The following is a 13343-nucleotide window of genomic DNA, read 5'->3' on the forward strand; positions in this document are numbered from 1 at the left end:
CTGGAGGTGCTGGACCGCCTCGGGGCGATCGAGCGGAGCGAGGCCGACGCGGAAGACCTTGCCAAGATTTCCGAGCTCACCGACCGTCCCGAACCCGACGCTACCCTCGTGAGCTTGACTCCCCTCGCCCTGTGGACTCTGAACCGGATGCTCCGCGACGAGGGTGCCGACGCGCCGATCCTCGGCGAATTGGCCACCGCCCCGCTCGAAGTCCTCTGTGCGCATGTCGCGGACGCGTCGCCGGAGATCGCCGAAGCCGAAGTGGCCGCCTGGGTGGCTCACCGGTCCCCGGCCGACGCCGCCGCGGAAGCCGCGGATTTCCTCCAGGAAGCGGAAAGCCCGGCGCAGCGGCTGTTCGCGTTGCCGGCGCTCGGCGAGACCGGCGATGCCGGCCTCGCGGCCGGCCGAACCGTCAGCGAAAAAGGTGGCATCCCGGGTGCGGTCACGGCGGCATGGCCGGTCGAACGCGGCGAGACGACGGCCGAAACCCTGACCACCGACGAGATGTGCCTCGGCATGACCGATCACTTCGCGGCGATGGACGAGCTGGGGGTCCTGCTCGACGACCTGGACGAACTGGGCGACCCGGGCTCCGTCGTCGGGGTGATCGCCGCGGCGGACCATCCGGCACGGCTCCACCTGCTGGACGTGATCGCGCAGGAGCACCCGGACGCCAAGCTCGCCAAGCACGCCCGCACGGCCCGGTTCAAGCTGCGCGAGACCTGAGCCCCGAAGCCGGTGGAACGGCGGCACTTTCAGTGAAAGTGCCGCTCCCGGCTACTTCGTCGGCGACGGGGAAGCCGGGGCCGACGAGGGGGCCGACGAGGGGGCCGGCGATGCCGCCGGGACCTTCGGGGCGTTGTAGGTGTCCATGTCGGTGATCTTCCACTTGTCGCCCTGGAGCTGGGCGTTCAGGTGGAGCTGGGCCGTGCCCGCCGTCGTCTTCTTCGTGTCCGTGCGGGTGGAGGTCTGGTCCACGAAGACCATCACCTTCGCCAGGTCGCCGTTCAGCATGATCACCGCCGCGCGCGTCACCTTGCACGTCACGATCATCTTCTGCTGCGGCGCCAGCCGCTTCACCTCGCCCATCAGCGAGTTGTACTTGTTCTTGACGTCGTCGTTGGCGAGCAGGTCGTTCGCCGCGTCCTCGGTCTTCTTGATGTTGTTGAAGTCGTAGGAGAACAGCGCCTCGGCCGCCTTCGACACCGCGTCCTTGACCTGGGCCGTCTTCGCGACGTCCAGCAGCGCCGTGTTGCTCGTCGCCGAGGAGACCTTGACCTCTTCGGACTTGAACCAGAACGCCAGCCCGCCCAGGATCAGCGCGACCAGCACCAGCGCGCCCGCGACCAGGTACGGCTTCGGCACCTTCGAACCCGCGGGCTTCGCCGGCTCGTCTTCCGAAGTGACGACCTCGGCTTCCTCGGTCGGCTTCGCGATCCCGGTGTCCCGCTTCTTCCGCCGCGGCGCCGGCCGCTCCGCGACCTCCTCCTCGGCCGCGGGCTCCCCCGTGAGCGCGTCGACCTGGGGTTCGGCCTCGACGGCCGCGAACACCTGCGTGTCCTCGGCGGCCGCGGTGTCGAGCTGCCCGCCGGCCGGCTCCACCGGTTCGGCCGGCTTGGCGACCGGCCGGGGCATCGGCCGCGGCGCCGGCCTCGGCCGCGGCTTGCGCGTCTCGGCGGGCGGGACGGCGGGCTGCTGGCCGGTCCGCTCGGCGGCGGACTCGTCCGTCGCGGGCTTGCGCAGCCCGGCCACACGGGGACGCCGCGACGGCGTCGGGGTGCTGCGCGGCGGCTGGCGGCGGGAGGGAGGCACTACAAGCTCCTTAAGATGACGCTACTGGCCGGCCGCAACGAGCGGGACGCTGTCGATGCCGGACAGTTTCCACTCCTCGCCCACCCGGGTCATCGACACCTCGAGGCGCAGCGGCTTCGCGCTGCTCTTGTCCCCCTGGGTGACGGTGGTGGCGATGGCGGCGAGGAAGCTGGCCTTGCCTTCGTGGTCGTCGAGCTCCTCGACGGCGATGTCCTGGACGTCGGTGGTGACCTTCGTCTTGGCGTCGGAGAGCGCCTTGCGGAACGTCGGCGCGGACTGGTCGATCTGCTGCGCCATCTTGTCGTCCGACACCGCCTTCTGCCGGGCGAAGAAGCCGTCGAGGTCGGTGTAGTCGACCTCGGTGTAGGCCTTCAGCGCGTTCGTGCCCGCCTTGACGACGGCCTCGCGCGAGGCCGCCAGACCGGCGTTGTCGTCGGCCGCGGCCGCCCACCACTGGATGCCGAAGAACGCCGCAGCGATCAGGGCGGCCAGCGCCAACGCCCCGGCGCCGAGCACCAGGGTCCGCGAAGGGTCCTTCGCCGGCTTCTCGGAGACCTCCGCCGAGGGGGCCGGCTCGTCCGTGCTCATGACACTCCAGAGTAGGTAACGGTCATCAAATCCCCGTCAGGACAGGCCGAGCAGCGAGCCCAGGCTGTTCAGGCTGACGCCGGGGCTGCCGACGATGCCCGGAACGCCCCGGGTGTCCCGCTCCTCGGCCAGCTCTTCGGCCGGCCGGTTCTTGTTGGCCGCGACGTCGCTGTCCGACGGCGCGACCGGCACCCCGCCGTACGGCGCGTTCTGCGAACCGCGGACGTTGATCGGGCTGCCCTTCGGTTCGGCACAGTACGCGTCTTCCTTCGCCGGCTTCGCCGAGAGGTCGTTCCCGGTGCGGTACTGCGAGTACGGCAGGTAGCCCTTGGTGCACGACGGCGGGTTGAACAGGTTGAGCACCAGGCCGAGGTGCGCGGTGCCGTCGCCGGGCGCCACGCTGCTGGCCGCCCCGGCCAGCGCCGGGTACGTCACGAGCCCCTGCTCGATCCCGTCGAGCCGGGTGACGGTCAGGTTGGCCGTGGTCAGCAGGTTCGCCGTCAGCGCGCCGAGCCCGGGGCCGGACTCCTGCAGCACCTGGCTGACCTGCGCGGCCACCTGCGGCGTGATGCCGATCAGCTTGCGCAGATCGCCGTCGGAGTTCTTCAGCGTGCCGGTGAGCTCGTTGAGGCTCTTGCTGAACGACGCGAAGTTCTGCGCCTCGTCGTTCTGCGTGTCGAGCACCTGGCCGCCGGCGTCCAGGAGCTGGATCGTCTGCGGCAGGTACTGCTGCGCCGTCGTGGTGAAGCTGCGCGCGGTGTCCAGCAGCTTCTGCAGGTCGCCGCCCGTGCCGCGGAAGGCGTCGTAGGACTCGTCGACGACCGTGCGCAGCGAGTCGACCGGGACCGACGCGGCGAGCGAGTCGAGGTCGCCGATCAGCCGGTCGGTGCTGACCGGGGTGGTCGTCTTGGTCGCCGGGATCACCGAGCCGCCGGCGAGGTACGGGCCCTGGTCGGCTTTGGGCCGCAGGTCGACGTACTGCTCGCCGACCGCCGACCGGTTGGCGACGACGGCGTCGAGGTCCGCGGGCACCTTCGGGGCCGACGGGTCGATGTTCAGGTCGGCCTCGAGCCCGGTCGGGGTCAGCCGCATTTCGCCGACCCGGCCGATGTTGTAGCCGCGGTAGGTGACTTCGGCGTTGGTGAAGATGCCGCCCGATTCGTCGAGCTGCAGCTTGACCGTGTAGCCGTCGTTGCCGAAGACGCTGCCGAGCCCGGCGAACCGGATCAGCGCGTACACGATCGCGACGACGGAGATGACCGCGAAGGCCACCAGCTGGATCTTCGTCCGGCGGATCAGCATCAGCCCGCACCTCCCAGCAGCCCGAAGAGGTTGCCCAGGCCCGGCTTCGACTGCGCGGACTGGGTGCCGGCCCCGGGGATGGGCAGCGGCGGCGGCTGGTTGGCCTGCGTGCCCTGGACCCCGCCGGTCAGGCCGGCCAGCGGCAGCTGCCCGGAGAGGGCGTTCTGCCGGCTGTTGCCCAGGTTTTCGACGACGGTCTTCAGGTTCAGGTCCACCTTCGCGAACAGGTTGAAGTAGTCGCCTTTGACGCCGTTGACGGCCTGGTCGCTGAACGGGAACGTCAGCAGGATCTCCAGGGCCTTCGGCAGGTCGTTGCCCGCCTCGCCGAGCTTCTGCAGTGTCGGCGTCAGCGCCTTGAGGTCGGCGACGAGGTCCTTCTGCGACTTGTTCACCGTGTCGGTGGCGACGCCGGAGAGGTTGTCCAGGGCTTGCAGCATGGTGACCAGCTGGCCGCGCTGCTGTTCCAGCACGCCGAGCCCGGGCGCGAGGTTGTCGACCGCGCCGACCAGCTTGTCCTTCTGGCCGTTGAGGGTCGAGGAGAGCCGGTTCAGCCCGTCGATGGCCCGGGTGATGTTCTGCGACTGCCGGTCGAGGTTCGTCACCAGCTGGTTCGCGTTGTCCAGCAACGCCTTGATGTCCGGCTCGCGGCCGGACGTGGCGTTGTTGAGCTCCTTGGTGATGGTGTTGAGCTGGTCGACCCCACCGCCGTTGAGCAGCAGCGACAGCGCGCCGAGCAGTTCTTCGACCTCGACGCTGCGGTTGGTGCGGGCCAGCGGGATGGTCGCGTTGTCGGTGAGCTTCCCGTGGGCCTGGTCGTCGCCCGGCGAGGCCAGTTCGACGTACTTCTCGCCGAGCAGGCTGGACTGCTTGACGTTGGCGATGGCGTTGGCCGGCAGCTTGATGTCGCCGTTGACCTTCAGCGTCACCAGCGCGTGCCAGCCGTCCTTGGTGAGCCCGACGTTCTCGACCCGGCCGACCGGCACCTCGTCGACCTTCACCCCGGCCTGCGGGGTCAGGTCGAGCACGTCCCGGAACTCGACGTTCACCGTGTACGGGTGGTCGCCGAGGTCGGCGCCCCCGGGCAGCGGCAGGTCGTAGATGCCCTTGAAGGCACAGCCGGACAGCACGAGCGCCGACGCCGTGGCGAGGGTTCCGACGGTCAGGAGCTTCTTCACTGGCCACCTCCGTAGAGCTGCCCGGCGATGGGCAGCGGCAGCGGCGGCAGCTGGCCGGACTGCAGGGCCTGCACGGTCTGCGCCACGGACGGCAGCGGGATCGCCTTGTCGACCACGGCGGCGATGCTCTCGCAGGCGTTGCCGAGCACGTCGGGGATGCCGTTGGTGCCGACCTGCTTGAGCAGCCGGCAGATCATCACCAGCGGCGGCTGAGTCAGCTCGTTGAGGTTCGGCCGGGCGTCGAGCGTGCCGGACGCGCCGTTGTAGGTGTTGACCAGGTTGCTCAGGCCGACCGGGGCGACGTCGAGGATCTCGGCGAGCGAGCTGCGCTGGTCGACGAGCACCTTCGTGATGCCGGCCAGCTTGTCCACATTGGACTTCAGCCGGTCGTGGTTCTGGTCGATGAACGCCTGCACCGCGGTGAGCGTCGTGCCCAGCTGCTGCACGGTCGCGGCCAGGTTGTCCTTTTCGGACGCCAGGTAGCCGCTGACGTCGGCGAGCCGGGACTCGAAGGTGCGGACCTGCTTGTCGGAGTCGGCCAGCGTCTGCGAGAACTTGCCGAGGTTCTCCACCGTGGAGAACAGGTCGTCCTTGTTGCCCGACAGCGTGCCGGCCGCCTGGCCGAGCTTGGTGATCGTGTCGTGCAGGGCCTGGCCGTTGCCGTCGACGTTGGCCGCCGCGGTGTTCAGCAGGTTCGACAGCGAGCCGTTCTTGTTGGCGCCGTTCGGGCCGAGGGTCTCGCTGACCCGGGCCAGGCTGGCGGCCAGCTGGTCGACCTCGAGGGGCACCTCGGTGCGGTCGAGGCCGATGACCGCGCCGTCGGAGATCCGCGGGCCGCCGGTATAGGCGGGGGCCAGCTGGACGTACCGGTCGGACACCAGCGACGGCGCCACGATGAGCGCCTTGGCGTCGGCCGGGACGGCGACCGAGCGGTCGTACTCGAAGTCGACCTTCACCCGGTCGCCCATGGGCTGGATCTTGGTGACCGTGCCCATGTCGACGCCGAGCATCCGCACGCTGTTGCCCTCGTACAGGCCGACAGCACCGGCGAAGTACGCGGTCAGGTGGTTGCGGCCGGCGTCCTTGAGGGTCCACCAGATCCCGCCGGCGACGACGAGCGCGAGCACGATCGCGATGGTGAAGCCCCGGGTCAGGGCCTGGCCGAAGCGGGTGTCACTCATTTCGTGTAGCACCCCTCTTCGTTGATCGGGCCGAACGACGGCAGCAGCAGGCCGCAGATGTAGTTGTCGAACCAGCGGCCGTTGCCGATGGTGTTGGTGAAGACGCGGATGAAAGGCGCGAACTTCTTGAGCCCCTCGGCCAGGGAGTCCTGGTTGCGCTGCAGCATCGAGGTCAGCTGATCGAGCTGGGTCAGCACCGGGTCGAGCTGCTTGTCGTTGTCGTCGATCAGGCCCTGCAGCTGGGTGGCCAGCTCGCGGGAGCCGTTGAGCAGGGCGGTGATCGCGTCTTCGCGTTTGGCCAGCTCGCCGAGCAGGTCGTTGCCGTCGTCGAGGAGCTTCTGCACCTCGGCGTCCCGGTCGACCAGCGTCTGCGACACCTCGCGGGTGTTGGCCAGCAGGTTCGACAGCTGCTGGTCGCGCGAGGCGATCGTGTCCGACAGCTTCGACAGCCCGGACAACGCGCCCCGGACGTCCTCCGGGGTGTTGGCGAAGGTCTGCGAGATCGTGTCGAAGCTCTGCGCCAGCTGCTTGGTGTCGATGTTGTCGACCGTCTGGGAGAGCCCGCGGAAGGCGTCGAGCACGTCGTAGGGCGCCATCGTGCGGTCCCGCGGGATGCCGGTGCCCGGGTTCAGCGCGTTCTCGCCCTGCGGGTCCAGCGACAGGTACTTCTGCCCGAGCAGCGTCTTGATCTTGATCGCCGCGCTGGTCCGGTCGCCGAGCCAGGCGTCCTTGACCTTGAACGACACCTTCACCGACGCGCCGTCGAGCTCGATGTCGCTGACCTTGCCGACCTTGACGCCGGCGATCCGGACGTCGTTGTCCTTCTGCAGCCCGGAGGCCTCGCTGAACTCGGCGGAGTACGTGGTGCCGCCGCCGATCACCGGCAGGTCGTCGGAGTTGAGCGCGGCGATGAAGCCGAGCGCCAGCACGACGATCCCGACCAGCGCGATCGGCACGGGGTTGCGCTTCTGGAAGGACTTCATCCCTGGCACCTCGACCGGTTGGCCGGGATCAGCGGCAGTTCGACCGGTGGAATCAATGGGGGCAAGCTGACCGTCCCGGAGAACTCGCAGGCGTAGAAGTTGAACCAGGAGCCGTAGTCCGCGGTGCGGGTCAGCGTGCTCACCTTGGTCGGCAGGAACTGGATGAAGTGCTCCAGCTCCGGCTCGTTCTTGTTCAGCTGCTGGGTCAGGGTGCCCAGCGCGCTGATGTCGTTCTTCAGCGGCTCGCGGACTTCGCCGAGCAGCCCGGACGTCGTCTCGGCCAGGTTGCCGAGGCTCTCGATCGCGTCACCGATGGGCTTGCGGTCGGCGGCGAGGCCGGACACCAGCTGCTGCAGCTTGACGATCAGGTCGTTGAGCTGCGGGGTGTGCGCGTTGACCGTGTCGAGCACCGAGTTGAGGTTGTCGATGACCTCGCCGATCACCTGGTCCTTGTCGGCGATCGTGGTGGCCAGCGACGCCGTGTGCGACAGCAGGCTTTCGACGGTGCCACCCTCGCCCTGCAGGACCTGGATGACCTCGTAGGACAGTTTGTTGACGTCGTCCGGGTTGAGCGCGGTGAACAGCGGCTTGAAGCCGTTGAACAGCTCGGTCAGGTCCAGCGCCGGCGTGGTGCGGTCCAGCGGGATGGTGCCGCCGGGCTGCAGCGTCTTGCCGGAGCTGTCGTCTCCCTCGCCGAGGGAGACGTAGCGCTGGCCGACCAGGTTGCGGAACTTGATCTGCGCGGTGACCCCGGCCGGCAGCGTGCGGCCGGCGTCCACTTCGAACTCGACCTCGGCCTGGCGCTTGTCGACGATCTTGACGTCCTTGACCTGCCCGACCCGGACGCCGGCGATGCGGACGTCGTCGTTGGGCAGCAGCAGCGTCGCGTCGGTGAAGCGCGCCTTGTAGGCGTTGGTGCTGGTGGTGTTGATGTTGGCGATGCTGATCCCGAGGATCGTCGTGAACAGCACGGTGACGACCACGAAGATGCCGAGCTTGATCAGCGGTGCGAGCAGGCCCCTCACTTGACCGTCACCTCCGCACCCCGGTACAGCGGGCCGACGAGCAGCGAGCTCCAGCCCGGGACGTCGGCCGCGTTCAGGCCCAGCTGCGGGCCGAGCAGATCGGCCAGGAAGCCCTGCTCCGCCGTCGAGTACGCCAGGTCACCGCCGCTCCCGCCATTGCCGGCCGCGTCGGCCTTGAACTTGGCCGGGTTGAGGCCCTCGCCGACGCTCTTCGGCGCGGCCTGGTGCAGCGTGCCGTCCTTGAACGCGCCGTCCGGCGGCTCGGACGGGAACGGCTTGGGGATGTCCTTGATGTCGTAGCACCGCGGGCCGCGCTTGTCCTCGAACCGCGGCTCTTCCTTGCCCGCTTGGTAGGGCGCGCGCGGCACGATGATCTCGATGGTCGCGTGCAGGCCGGGCTTGTCGGTGCCGGCGCCCAGCGCCTGGTCGATCAGCGGCACGTTCTTGGCCATCTGCGAGATCACGCAGGGGTACTCCGGCGCGTACTTCGCCAGCAGTTCGGCCGTCGGCCGGGCGGTGTCGACGAGGGAGATGATGTTGTCCTTGTTGTTCTGCAGGAACGTCTGCAGGTCCACCGAGGCCTGGGTGAGGCTGCCGTAGAGGTTGGCCAGGTTCTGCCGCTCGTCGACCACGGTCCGGGTCGTCGTGCTCAGGTTGTCCAGGCTCTGCACCAGGTCCGGGGCCGCGTCCTTCAGGTGGTCGGAGAACTCCGCGAGCGCCTTGAGGTTGTGCTGCAGCTCGGGCTCGTGCGGGTTCAGCTCGCCGATGTAGGTGCCCAGCTGCGACAGCGTGTCGCCGAGCTGGTCGCCGCGGCCCTGCAGGGCGGTCGAGATCGCGGTGAGCGTCGCGGACAGCTTCTGCGGCTGGACCGCCTGCAGCACCGGCATCAGGTGGGAGAACGCCTGCTCCAGCTCGACCGCGTTCGACGTGCGGTCCTGCGGGATGACGTCCCCGTTGGCCAGGGTCTTCGCCGAGGGGTCCTTCGGGATCTCCAGCGACACGAACCGCTCGCCGAAGAGCGTCTTGGGCAGGAACCGCGCCGAGACGTTCTCGGGGATCAGCTTCGCCGACTCGGGCTTGAGCGCCAGCGTGAGCTCGGCGCCCTTGTCCGTGGCGACGATGTCCTGGACGGACCCGACGATCAGTCCGCGCACCTTGACGTCGGACTGCTTGATCAGCTGGTTGCCGATCTTGTCGGCCTGCAGCTTGACCGTGACGACCGGCGTGAACGCCTTGTCGTAGAGCGCGATGGACAGCGCCACCCCGCCGACCATCACGGCGATGAGCAGCAGGCCGAGCAGCCTGCGTCGAAGCGTCCTCATCCCGCGATCCTTACCGTGACGTCGGTTCCCCAGATGGCGAACCCGATGAAGAAGTTCATGATCGACACCGTGACGATGGACAGCCGCACGGCCTTGCCGACCGCGACGCCGACGCCGGCCGGGCCACCGGTGGCCCGGTACCCGAAGTAGCAGTGCGACAGGATGATCAGGACGCTGAACAGCAGCACCTTGATGAACGAATAGAGCACGTCCTGCGGTGGCAGGAAGAGGTCGAAGTAGTGGTCGTACGTACCCGCGGATTGGCCGTAGATGTAGATGACGACCAGTCTCGACGCGAGGTACGAGCTCAGCAGGCCGATGATGTAGAGCGGGATGACCGCGACGAACCCGGCGATGATCCGCGTCGTCACCAGGTACGGCAGGCTCGGCACGCCCATGACTTCGAGGGCGTCGATCTCCTCGGAGATCCGCATCGCGCCCAGCTGGGCGGTGAACCCGGCGCCGACCGTGGCGGACAGCGCGAGCCCGGCCACCAGCGGCGCGATCTCGCGGGTGTTGAAGAACGCGGTCAGGAAGCCGGTGAAGGCCGACGTGCCGATCGAGTTCAGCGCCGAGTAGCCCTGGAGGCCGACGAGGACACCGGTGAACAGCGTCAGGCCGACCATCACGCCGACCGTGCCGCCGATGACGGCGAGGGAGCCAGAGCCGAAGCTCACCTCGGCCAGCAGCCGCAGGACTTCCTTCGTGTAGCGGCGCAGCGTCCGCGGCGTCCACAGCAGCGCCCGCCCGTAGAACGACATCTGGTCACCCAAGGTGTCCAGCGTCTGGAGGGGTCGGTTGGCGACGCGTTTCGCGCCCTGGAGGAACGTCATGGCGCTAGTCCAGCTTTCCGGGCACGATCTGCAGGTAGATCAGGGTGATCACGAAGTTCACGACGAACAGCAGCAGGAACGTGATGACCACCGACTGGTTCACCGCGTCCCCGACGCCCTTCGGGCCGCCGGAGGGGTTCAGGCCCCGGTAGGACGCGACGACGGCGGCGATGAACCCGAAGATCAGCGCCTTGATCTCACCGACCCAGAGGTCGGGCAGCTGCGCGAGGGCGGAGAAGCTGGCCAGGTACGCACCCGGCGTCCCGCCCTGCAGCACGACGTTGAAGAAGTAGCCGCCGAGCACGCCGATCACGCTGACCATGCCGTTGAGCAGGAGCGCGACCAGCATCATCGCCAGGGTGCGCGGGACGATCAGCCGCTGGACCGCGGAGACGCCGAGCACCTCCATCGCGGCGATCTCTTCGCGGATGGTCCGCGCGCCGATGTCGGCGCAGACGGCCGAGCCGCCCGCGCCCGCCACCAGCAGCGCGGTGACCAGCGGACTGGCCTGCTGCACGGTGGCGAGCACGGAGCCCGCGCCGGTGTAGGACTGCGCGCCCAGCTGGCGGGCGAGCGAACCGAACTGCAGCGAGATGACCGCGCCGAACGGGATGGCCACCAGGGCCGTCGGCAGGATGGTCACGCTCGCGATGAACCAGGACTGCTGGATGAACTCCCGCAGCTGGAAGGGCCTCTGGAACAGGCCGCGGACGATGTCCAGGCCGAGGGCGAACAGGTTCCCGGTCTCGCGGAGCATGCCGATCCCGGGGATCTTCGCCTGTGTTGCGGGAGAACTCACCGGCCACCTGGCCCGTTGTTCGGTGGCATCCGGTGCGTGCCGGTTCTCGGCGGCTGGCCGCCGGGGATCCGGGCCACCTGGTCGGCGGGCAGCTGCCCGTGGTGCTGGTTCGGGACGCCGTCACCCTGCGGGCGCGCCCCGACCTGCTGCGGCTGGCCGCGATGCGGGCGCACGCCGTAGTGGCGCTGCTCCTCCGGGCTCAGCGACTCGATGATGCTCTCCTGCGCGGCCGGCGGCAGCCGGTGCATGATCTCCATGACCCGGTCCTTGCGGCGGACCGCGCCCATCCGGGTCGCCACGCCCGGCGTGGTCTGCATCTGCGGCGGCACCCCGCTGATGTCCTCGACCCCGCCCGCGTGGTGGCCGGCGTCGAACATCGCCTGCTCGGCGGCCATCTGGGCGGAGTCCTTCTCCTCGGACATGCCGATCGGGCCCTGCATCTTGCCGTTGAGGAACTGCTTGACGACCGGCTCTTCGCTGGTCAGCAGCACCTCGCGCGGGCCGAACATGACCAGTTCCTTGCGGAAGAGCATGCCCAGGTTGTCCGGGACCGTGCGGGCCAGGTTGATGTTGTGCGTGACGATCAGGAAGGTGGCGTCGATTTGCGCGTTGACGTCGAGGAACAGCTGCGAGATATAGGTGGTGCGGACCGGGTCGAGGCCCGAGTCCGGCTCGTCGACCAGGATGATCTCGGGGTCCAGCACGAGGGCGCGGGCCAGGCCGGCGCGCTTGCGCATCCCGCCGGAGATCTCGCCCGGCAGCTTCTTGTCGGCGCCGTTCAGACCGGTCATGTCGAGCTTCTCGAGGACGATCCGGCGGATCTCCGTCTCGGACTTCTTCGTGTGCTCGCGCAGCGGAAAGGCGACGTTGTCGTAGAGGTTCATCGAGCCGAACAGCGCGCCGTCCTGGAAGAGGACGCCGAAGAGCTTCCGGATCTCGTAGAGCTTGTGCTCGGAGCAGGTGACGATGTCGACACCGTTGATCACGCAGCGGCCGCGGTCGGGCTTCAGCAGCCCGATCATCGACTTGAGGAAAACCGACTTGCCGGTCCCTGACGGGCCGAGCATGGCCGACACTTCGCCCGGGGGGAGCGTCAACGTGACGTCCCGCCAGATGGTCTGCTTACCGAAGGACTTCGTCAGACCTTCGATGACCACCTCGGCACCCATCGCACCTCCAGGAGCTGTTCCGCGTCATTGCGCCCGCTGCCACACCCTGCCACCCACGCCGGCGGCGGATGTGGGCCGGTGGCGCCCACGAACCCGCGTCAACCAGGTGCAACGAGCTGAGTGCGATTAGGTTACTCACCAGTTTTCTTTTCTGGCCAGACCCGGGTTCATCGTCATCCCGCCGTGATCGCCAATGGGCAGCACGGTAGTCCATTCGGGCCAACCACGCAGTTCTTCAGGCCCCTGAACCCACGATTCGGGGGCCCGGGGCCAATCGGACAGAGGTCCTAGGGGATGACGGTCAAGACGGCGACGACCAGGAGGAACACCACGGGCGCGACCACGGCCGGCAGGGAGAGCGTGCAGAGTTGGCGGTCGGTCAACTGCTGGGCGAGGAGCTCGAGGTGCTCGGGGTCGGTCATGGTCATCAGTCGCGGCCGGGGCGGCCGGCGCAACATCCGGACTTTACCGGCAAAACGGAACGGGCGGGCACCCGAGTGGGTGCCCGCCCGTTCGCGGAGGCGCTTGCGCGCCGGGAATCACTTGATGGAGATCTTGGCGCCCGCGGCCTCGAGCTTCTCCTTGGCGGCCTCGGCGGCCTCCTTGTCGACCTTCTCCAGGAGGGCCTTGGGAGCGGCCTCGACCAGCTCCTTGGCCTCCTTCAGGCCCAGGCCCGAGACGACCTCGCGGACGACCTTGATGACCTGGATCTTCTTGTCGCCGGCGCCCTCGAGGACGACGTCGAACTCGTCCTGCTCCTCGGCGGCCGGGGCAGCGGCGGCACCCGGGGCGGCAGCGGCGACGGCGACCGGCGCGGCGGCGGTCACGTCGAAGACCTCTTCGAACTCCTTCACGAACTCGGACAGCTCGAGGAGGGTGAGCTCCTTGAAGGCGTCGATCAGCTCGGCGGTGCTCAGCTTCGCCATGATGGCTTCCTCTCAGAAAACGAACTAGACGTTCGGGGTGGGGGTGGTTCAGCTCTCGGCGGGTGCTTCGGCTGCTTCGGTACCGGCGGCGTTGCGCTGCTTCTCCTCCAGCGCGGCAGCCAGGCGGGCGACCTGGGACGCCGGCGACGTCGACCAGGCCCTGCCAGGCGGTCAGCCCGGCGAGCGGGAGGGCGGCGGCCTCGGCGAACGACAGCCCGGCCGGCTTGC

14 protein-coding genes and 1 pseudogene are annotated in these 13343 nt (G+C 68.8%); 1 reads left to right on the forward strand and 14 read right to left on the reverse strand.

Translation table 11 applies throughout. The annotated features are described in order from the left end of the window. The first annotated feature begins 114 nt into the window (after window positions 1-114). Entirely contained in the window at window positions 115-726 is a 612-nt protein-coding gene (locus ACWDN5_RS25455; protein ID WP_449678012.1) for a hypothetical protein, read from the forward strand. A gap of 51 nt (window positions 727-777) precedes the next feature. Here ACWDN5_RS25455 and ACWDN5_RS25460 read toward each other — a convergent pair whose 3' ends face one another. The 14 genes and pseudogenes from ACWDN5_RS25460 to ACWDN5_RS25525 form a co-directional block, all read right to left on the reverse strand. Then, window positions 778-1752 (reverse strand): hypothetical protein, encoded by a 975-nt coding sequence (locus ACWDN5_RS25460; protein WP_449678016.1) that lies wholly within the window; start codon window positions 1750-1752, stop codon window positions 778-780. 81 nt (window positions 1753-1833) lie between these two features. Beyond that, the gene (locus tag ACWDN5_RS25465; protein ID WP_310967790.1) at window positions 1834-2400 is read right to left on the reverse strand and encodes a hypothetical protein; all 567 of its coding nucleotides are present in this window, start codon (window positions 2398-2400) and stop codon (window positions 1834-1836) included. 36 nt (window positions 2401-2436) lie between these two features. After that, window positions 2437-3702: an MCE family protein gene (locus ACWDN5_RS25470; protein ID WP_449678013.1), complete on the reverse strand. Its 1266-nt coding sequence runs from the start codon at window positions 3700-3702 to the stop codon at window positions 2437-2439. After that, window positions 3702-4877: an MCE family protein gene (locus tag ACWDN5_RS25475; protein WP_449678014.1), complete on the reverse strand. Its 1176-nt coding sequence runs from the start codon at window positions 4875-4877 to the stop codon at window positions 3702-3704. Before ACWDN5_RS25475 ends, ACWDN5_RS25470 begins: the two co-directional genes overlap by 1 nt. Beyond that, window positions 4874-6058, reverse strand: coding sequence for an MCE family protein (locus tag ACWDN5_RS25480; protein WP_310967796.1), 1185 nt, complete (start codon window positions 6056-6058; stop codon window positions 4874-4876). The genes ACWDN5_RS25475 and ACWDN5_RS25480 overlap by 4 nt, the downstream gene beginning before the upstream one ends. Next, on the reverse strand, window positions 6055-7041 hold the full coding sequence (locus tag ACWDN5_RS25485) for an MCE family protein (protein WP_310967798.1): 987 nt from the start codon (window positions 7039-7041) through the stop codon (window positions 6055-6057). The genes ACWDN5_RS25480 and ACWDN5_RS25485 overlap by 4 nt, the downstream gene beginning before the upstream one ends. Then, a complete protein-coding gene (locus tag ACWDN5_RS25490) occupies window positions 7038-8066 on the reverse strand; it encodes an MCE family protein (protein ID WP_310967799.1) in 1029 nt (342 codons plus the stop codon). The genes ACWDN5_RS25485 and ACWDN5_RS25490 overlap by 4 nt, the downstream gene beginning before the upstream one ends. Continuing rightward, window positions 8063-9388 carry an MCE family protein gene (locus tag ACWDN5_RS25495; protein ID WP_310967800.1) on the reverse strand — a complete coding sequence of 442 codons (1326 nt, stop codon included), beginning with the start codon at window positions 9386-9388 and terminating at the stop codon, window positions 8063-8065. The genes ACWDN5_RS25490 and ACWDN5_RS25495 overlap by 4 nt, the downstream gene beginning before the upstream one ends. Beyond that, complete coding sequence (locus tag ACWDN5_RS25500) at window positions 9385-10221, reverse strand: MlaE family ABC transporter permease (RefSeq protein WP_103351766.1); 837 nt, start codon at window positions 10219-10221, stop codon at window positions 9385-9387. The genes ACWDN5_RS25495 and ACWDN5_RS25500 overlap by 4 nt, the downstream gene beginning before the upstream one ends. Window positions 10222-10225: 4 nt before the next feature. Beyond that, entirely contained in the window at window positions 10226-10978 is a 753-nt protein-coding gene (locus ACWDN5_RS25505) for an MlaE family ABC transporter permease (protein WP_003060268.1), read from the reverse strand. Window positions 10979-11016: 38 nt separating this feature from the next. Then, window positions 11017-12189, reverse strand: a complete 1173-nt coding sequence (locus ACWDN5_RS25510) for an ABC transporter ATP-binding protein (RefSeq protein WP_310967801.1) — start codon at window positions 12187-12189, stop codon at window positions 11017-11019. 287 nt (window positions 12190-12476) lie between these two features. Next, on the reverse strand, window positions 12477-12611 hold the full coding sequence (locus tag ACWDN5_RS25515) for a hypothetical protein (RefSeq protein WP_449678015.1): 135 nt from the start codon (window positions 12609-12611) through the stop codon (window positions 12477-12479). 117 nt (window positions 12612-12728) lie between these two features. Then, on the reverse strand, window positions 12729-13115 hold the full coding sequence (rplL, locus tag ACWDN5_RS25520; protein ID WP_310967803.1) for a 50S ribosomal protein L7/L12: 387 nt from the start codon (window positions 13113-13115) through the stop codon (window positions 12729-12731). 136 nt (window positions 13116-13251) lie between these two features. Beyond that, a pseudogene (locus tag ACWDN5_RS25525) lies at window positions 13252-13343 on the reverse strand (NADP-dependent oxidoreductase); the annotation flags it as partial.

Source organism: Amycolatopsis sp. NPDC003731, from assembly GCF_053586895.1.

Bases quoted from the DNA above. Each gene is read 5' to 3' on its own strand.
- ACWDN5_RS25480 (WP_310967796.1), bottom strand. From the start codon at position 6,058: ATGAGTGACACCCGCTTCGGCCAGGCCCTGACCCGGGGCTTCACCATC.
- ACWDN5_RS25485 (WP_310967798.1), bottom strand. From the start codon at position 7,041: ATGAAGTCCTTCCAGAAGCGCAACCCCGTGCCGATCGCGCTGGTCGGG.
- ACWDN5_RS25505 (WP_003060268.1), bottom strand. From the start codon at position 10,978: ATGCTCCGCGAGACCGGGAACCTGTTCGCCCTCGGCCTGGACATCGTC.
- rplL (WP_310967803.1), bottom strand. From the start codon at position 13,115: ATGGCGAAGCTGAGCACCGCCGAGCTGATCGACGCCTTCAAGGAGCTC.
- ACWDN5_RS25515 (WP_449678015.1), bottom strand. From the start codon at position 12,611: ATGACCGACCCCGAGCACCTCGAGCTCCTCGCCCAGCAGTTGACCGAC.
- ACWDN5_RS25465 (WP_310967790.1), bottom strand. From the start codon at position 2,400: ATGAGCACGGACGAGCCGGCCCCCTCGGCGGAGGTCTCCGAGAAGCCG.
- ACWDN5_RS25500 (WP_103351766.1), bottom strand. From the start codon at position 10,221: ATGACGTTCCTCCAGGGCGCGAAACGCGTCGCCAACCGACCCCTCCAG.
- ACWDN5_RS25495 (WP_310967800.1), bottom strand. From the start codon at position 9,388: ATGAGGACGCTTCGACGCAGGCTGCTCGGCCTGCTGCTCATCGCCGTG.
- ACWDN5_RS25470 (WP_449678013.1), bottom strand. From the start codon at position 3,702: ATGCTGATCCGCCGGACGAAGATCCAGCTGGTGGCCTTCGCGGTCATC.
- ACWDN5_RS25510 (WP_310967801.1), bottom strand. From the start codon at position 12,189: ATGGGTGCCGAGGTGGTCATCGAAGGTCTGACGAAGTCCTTCGGTAAG.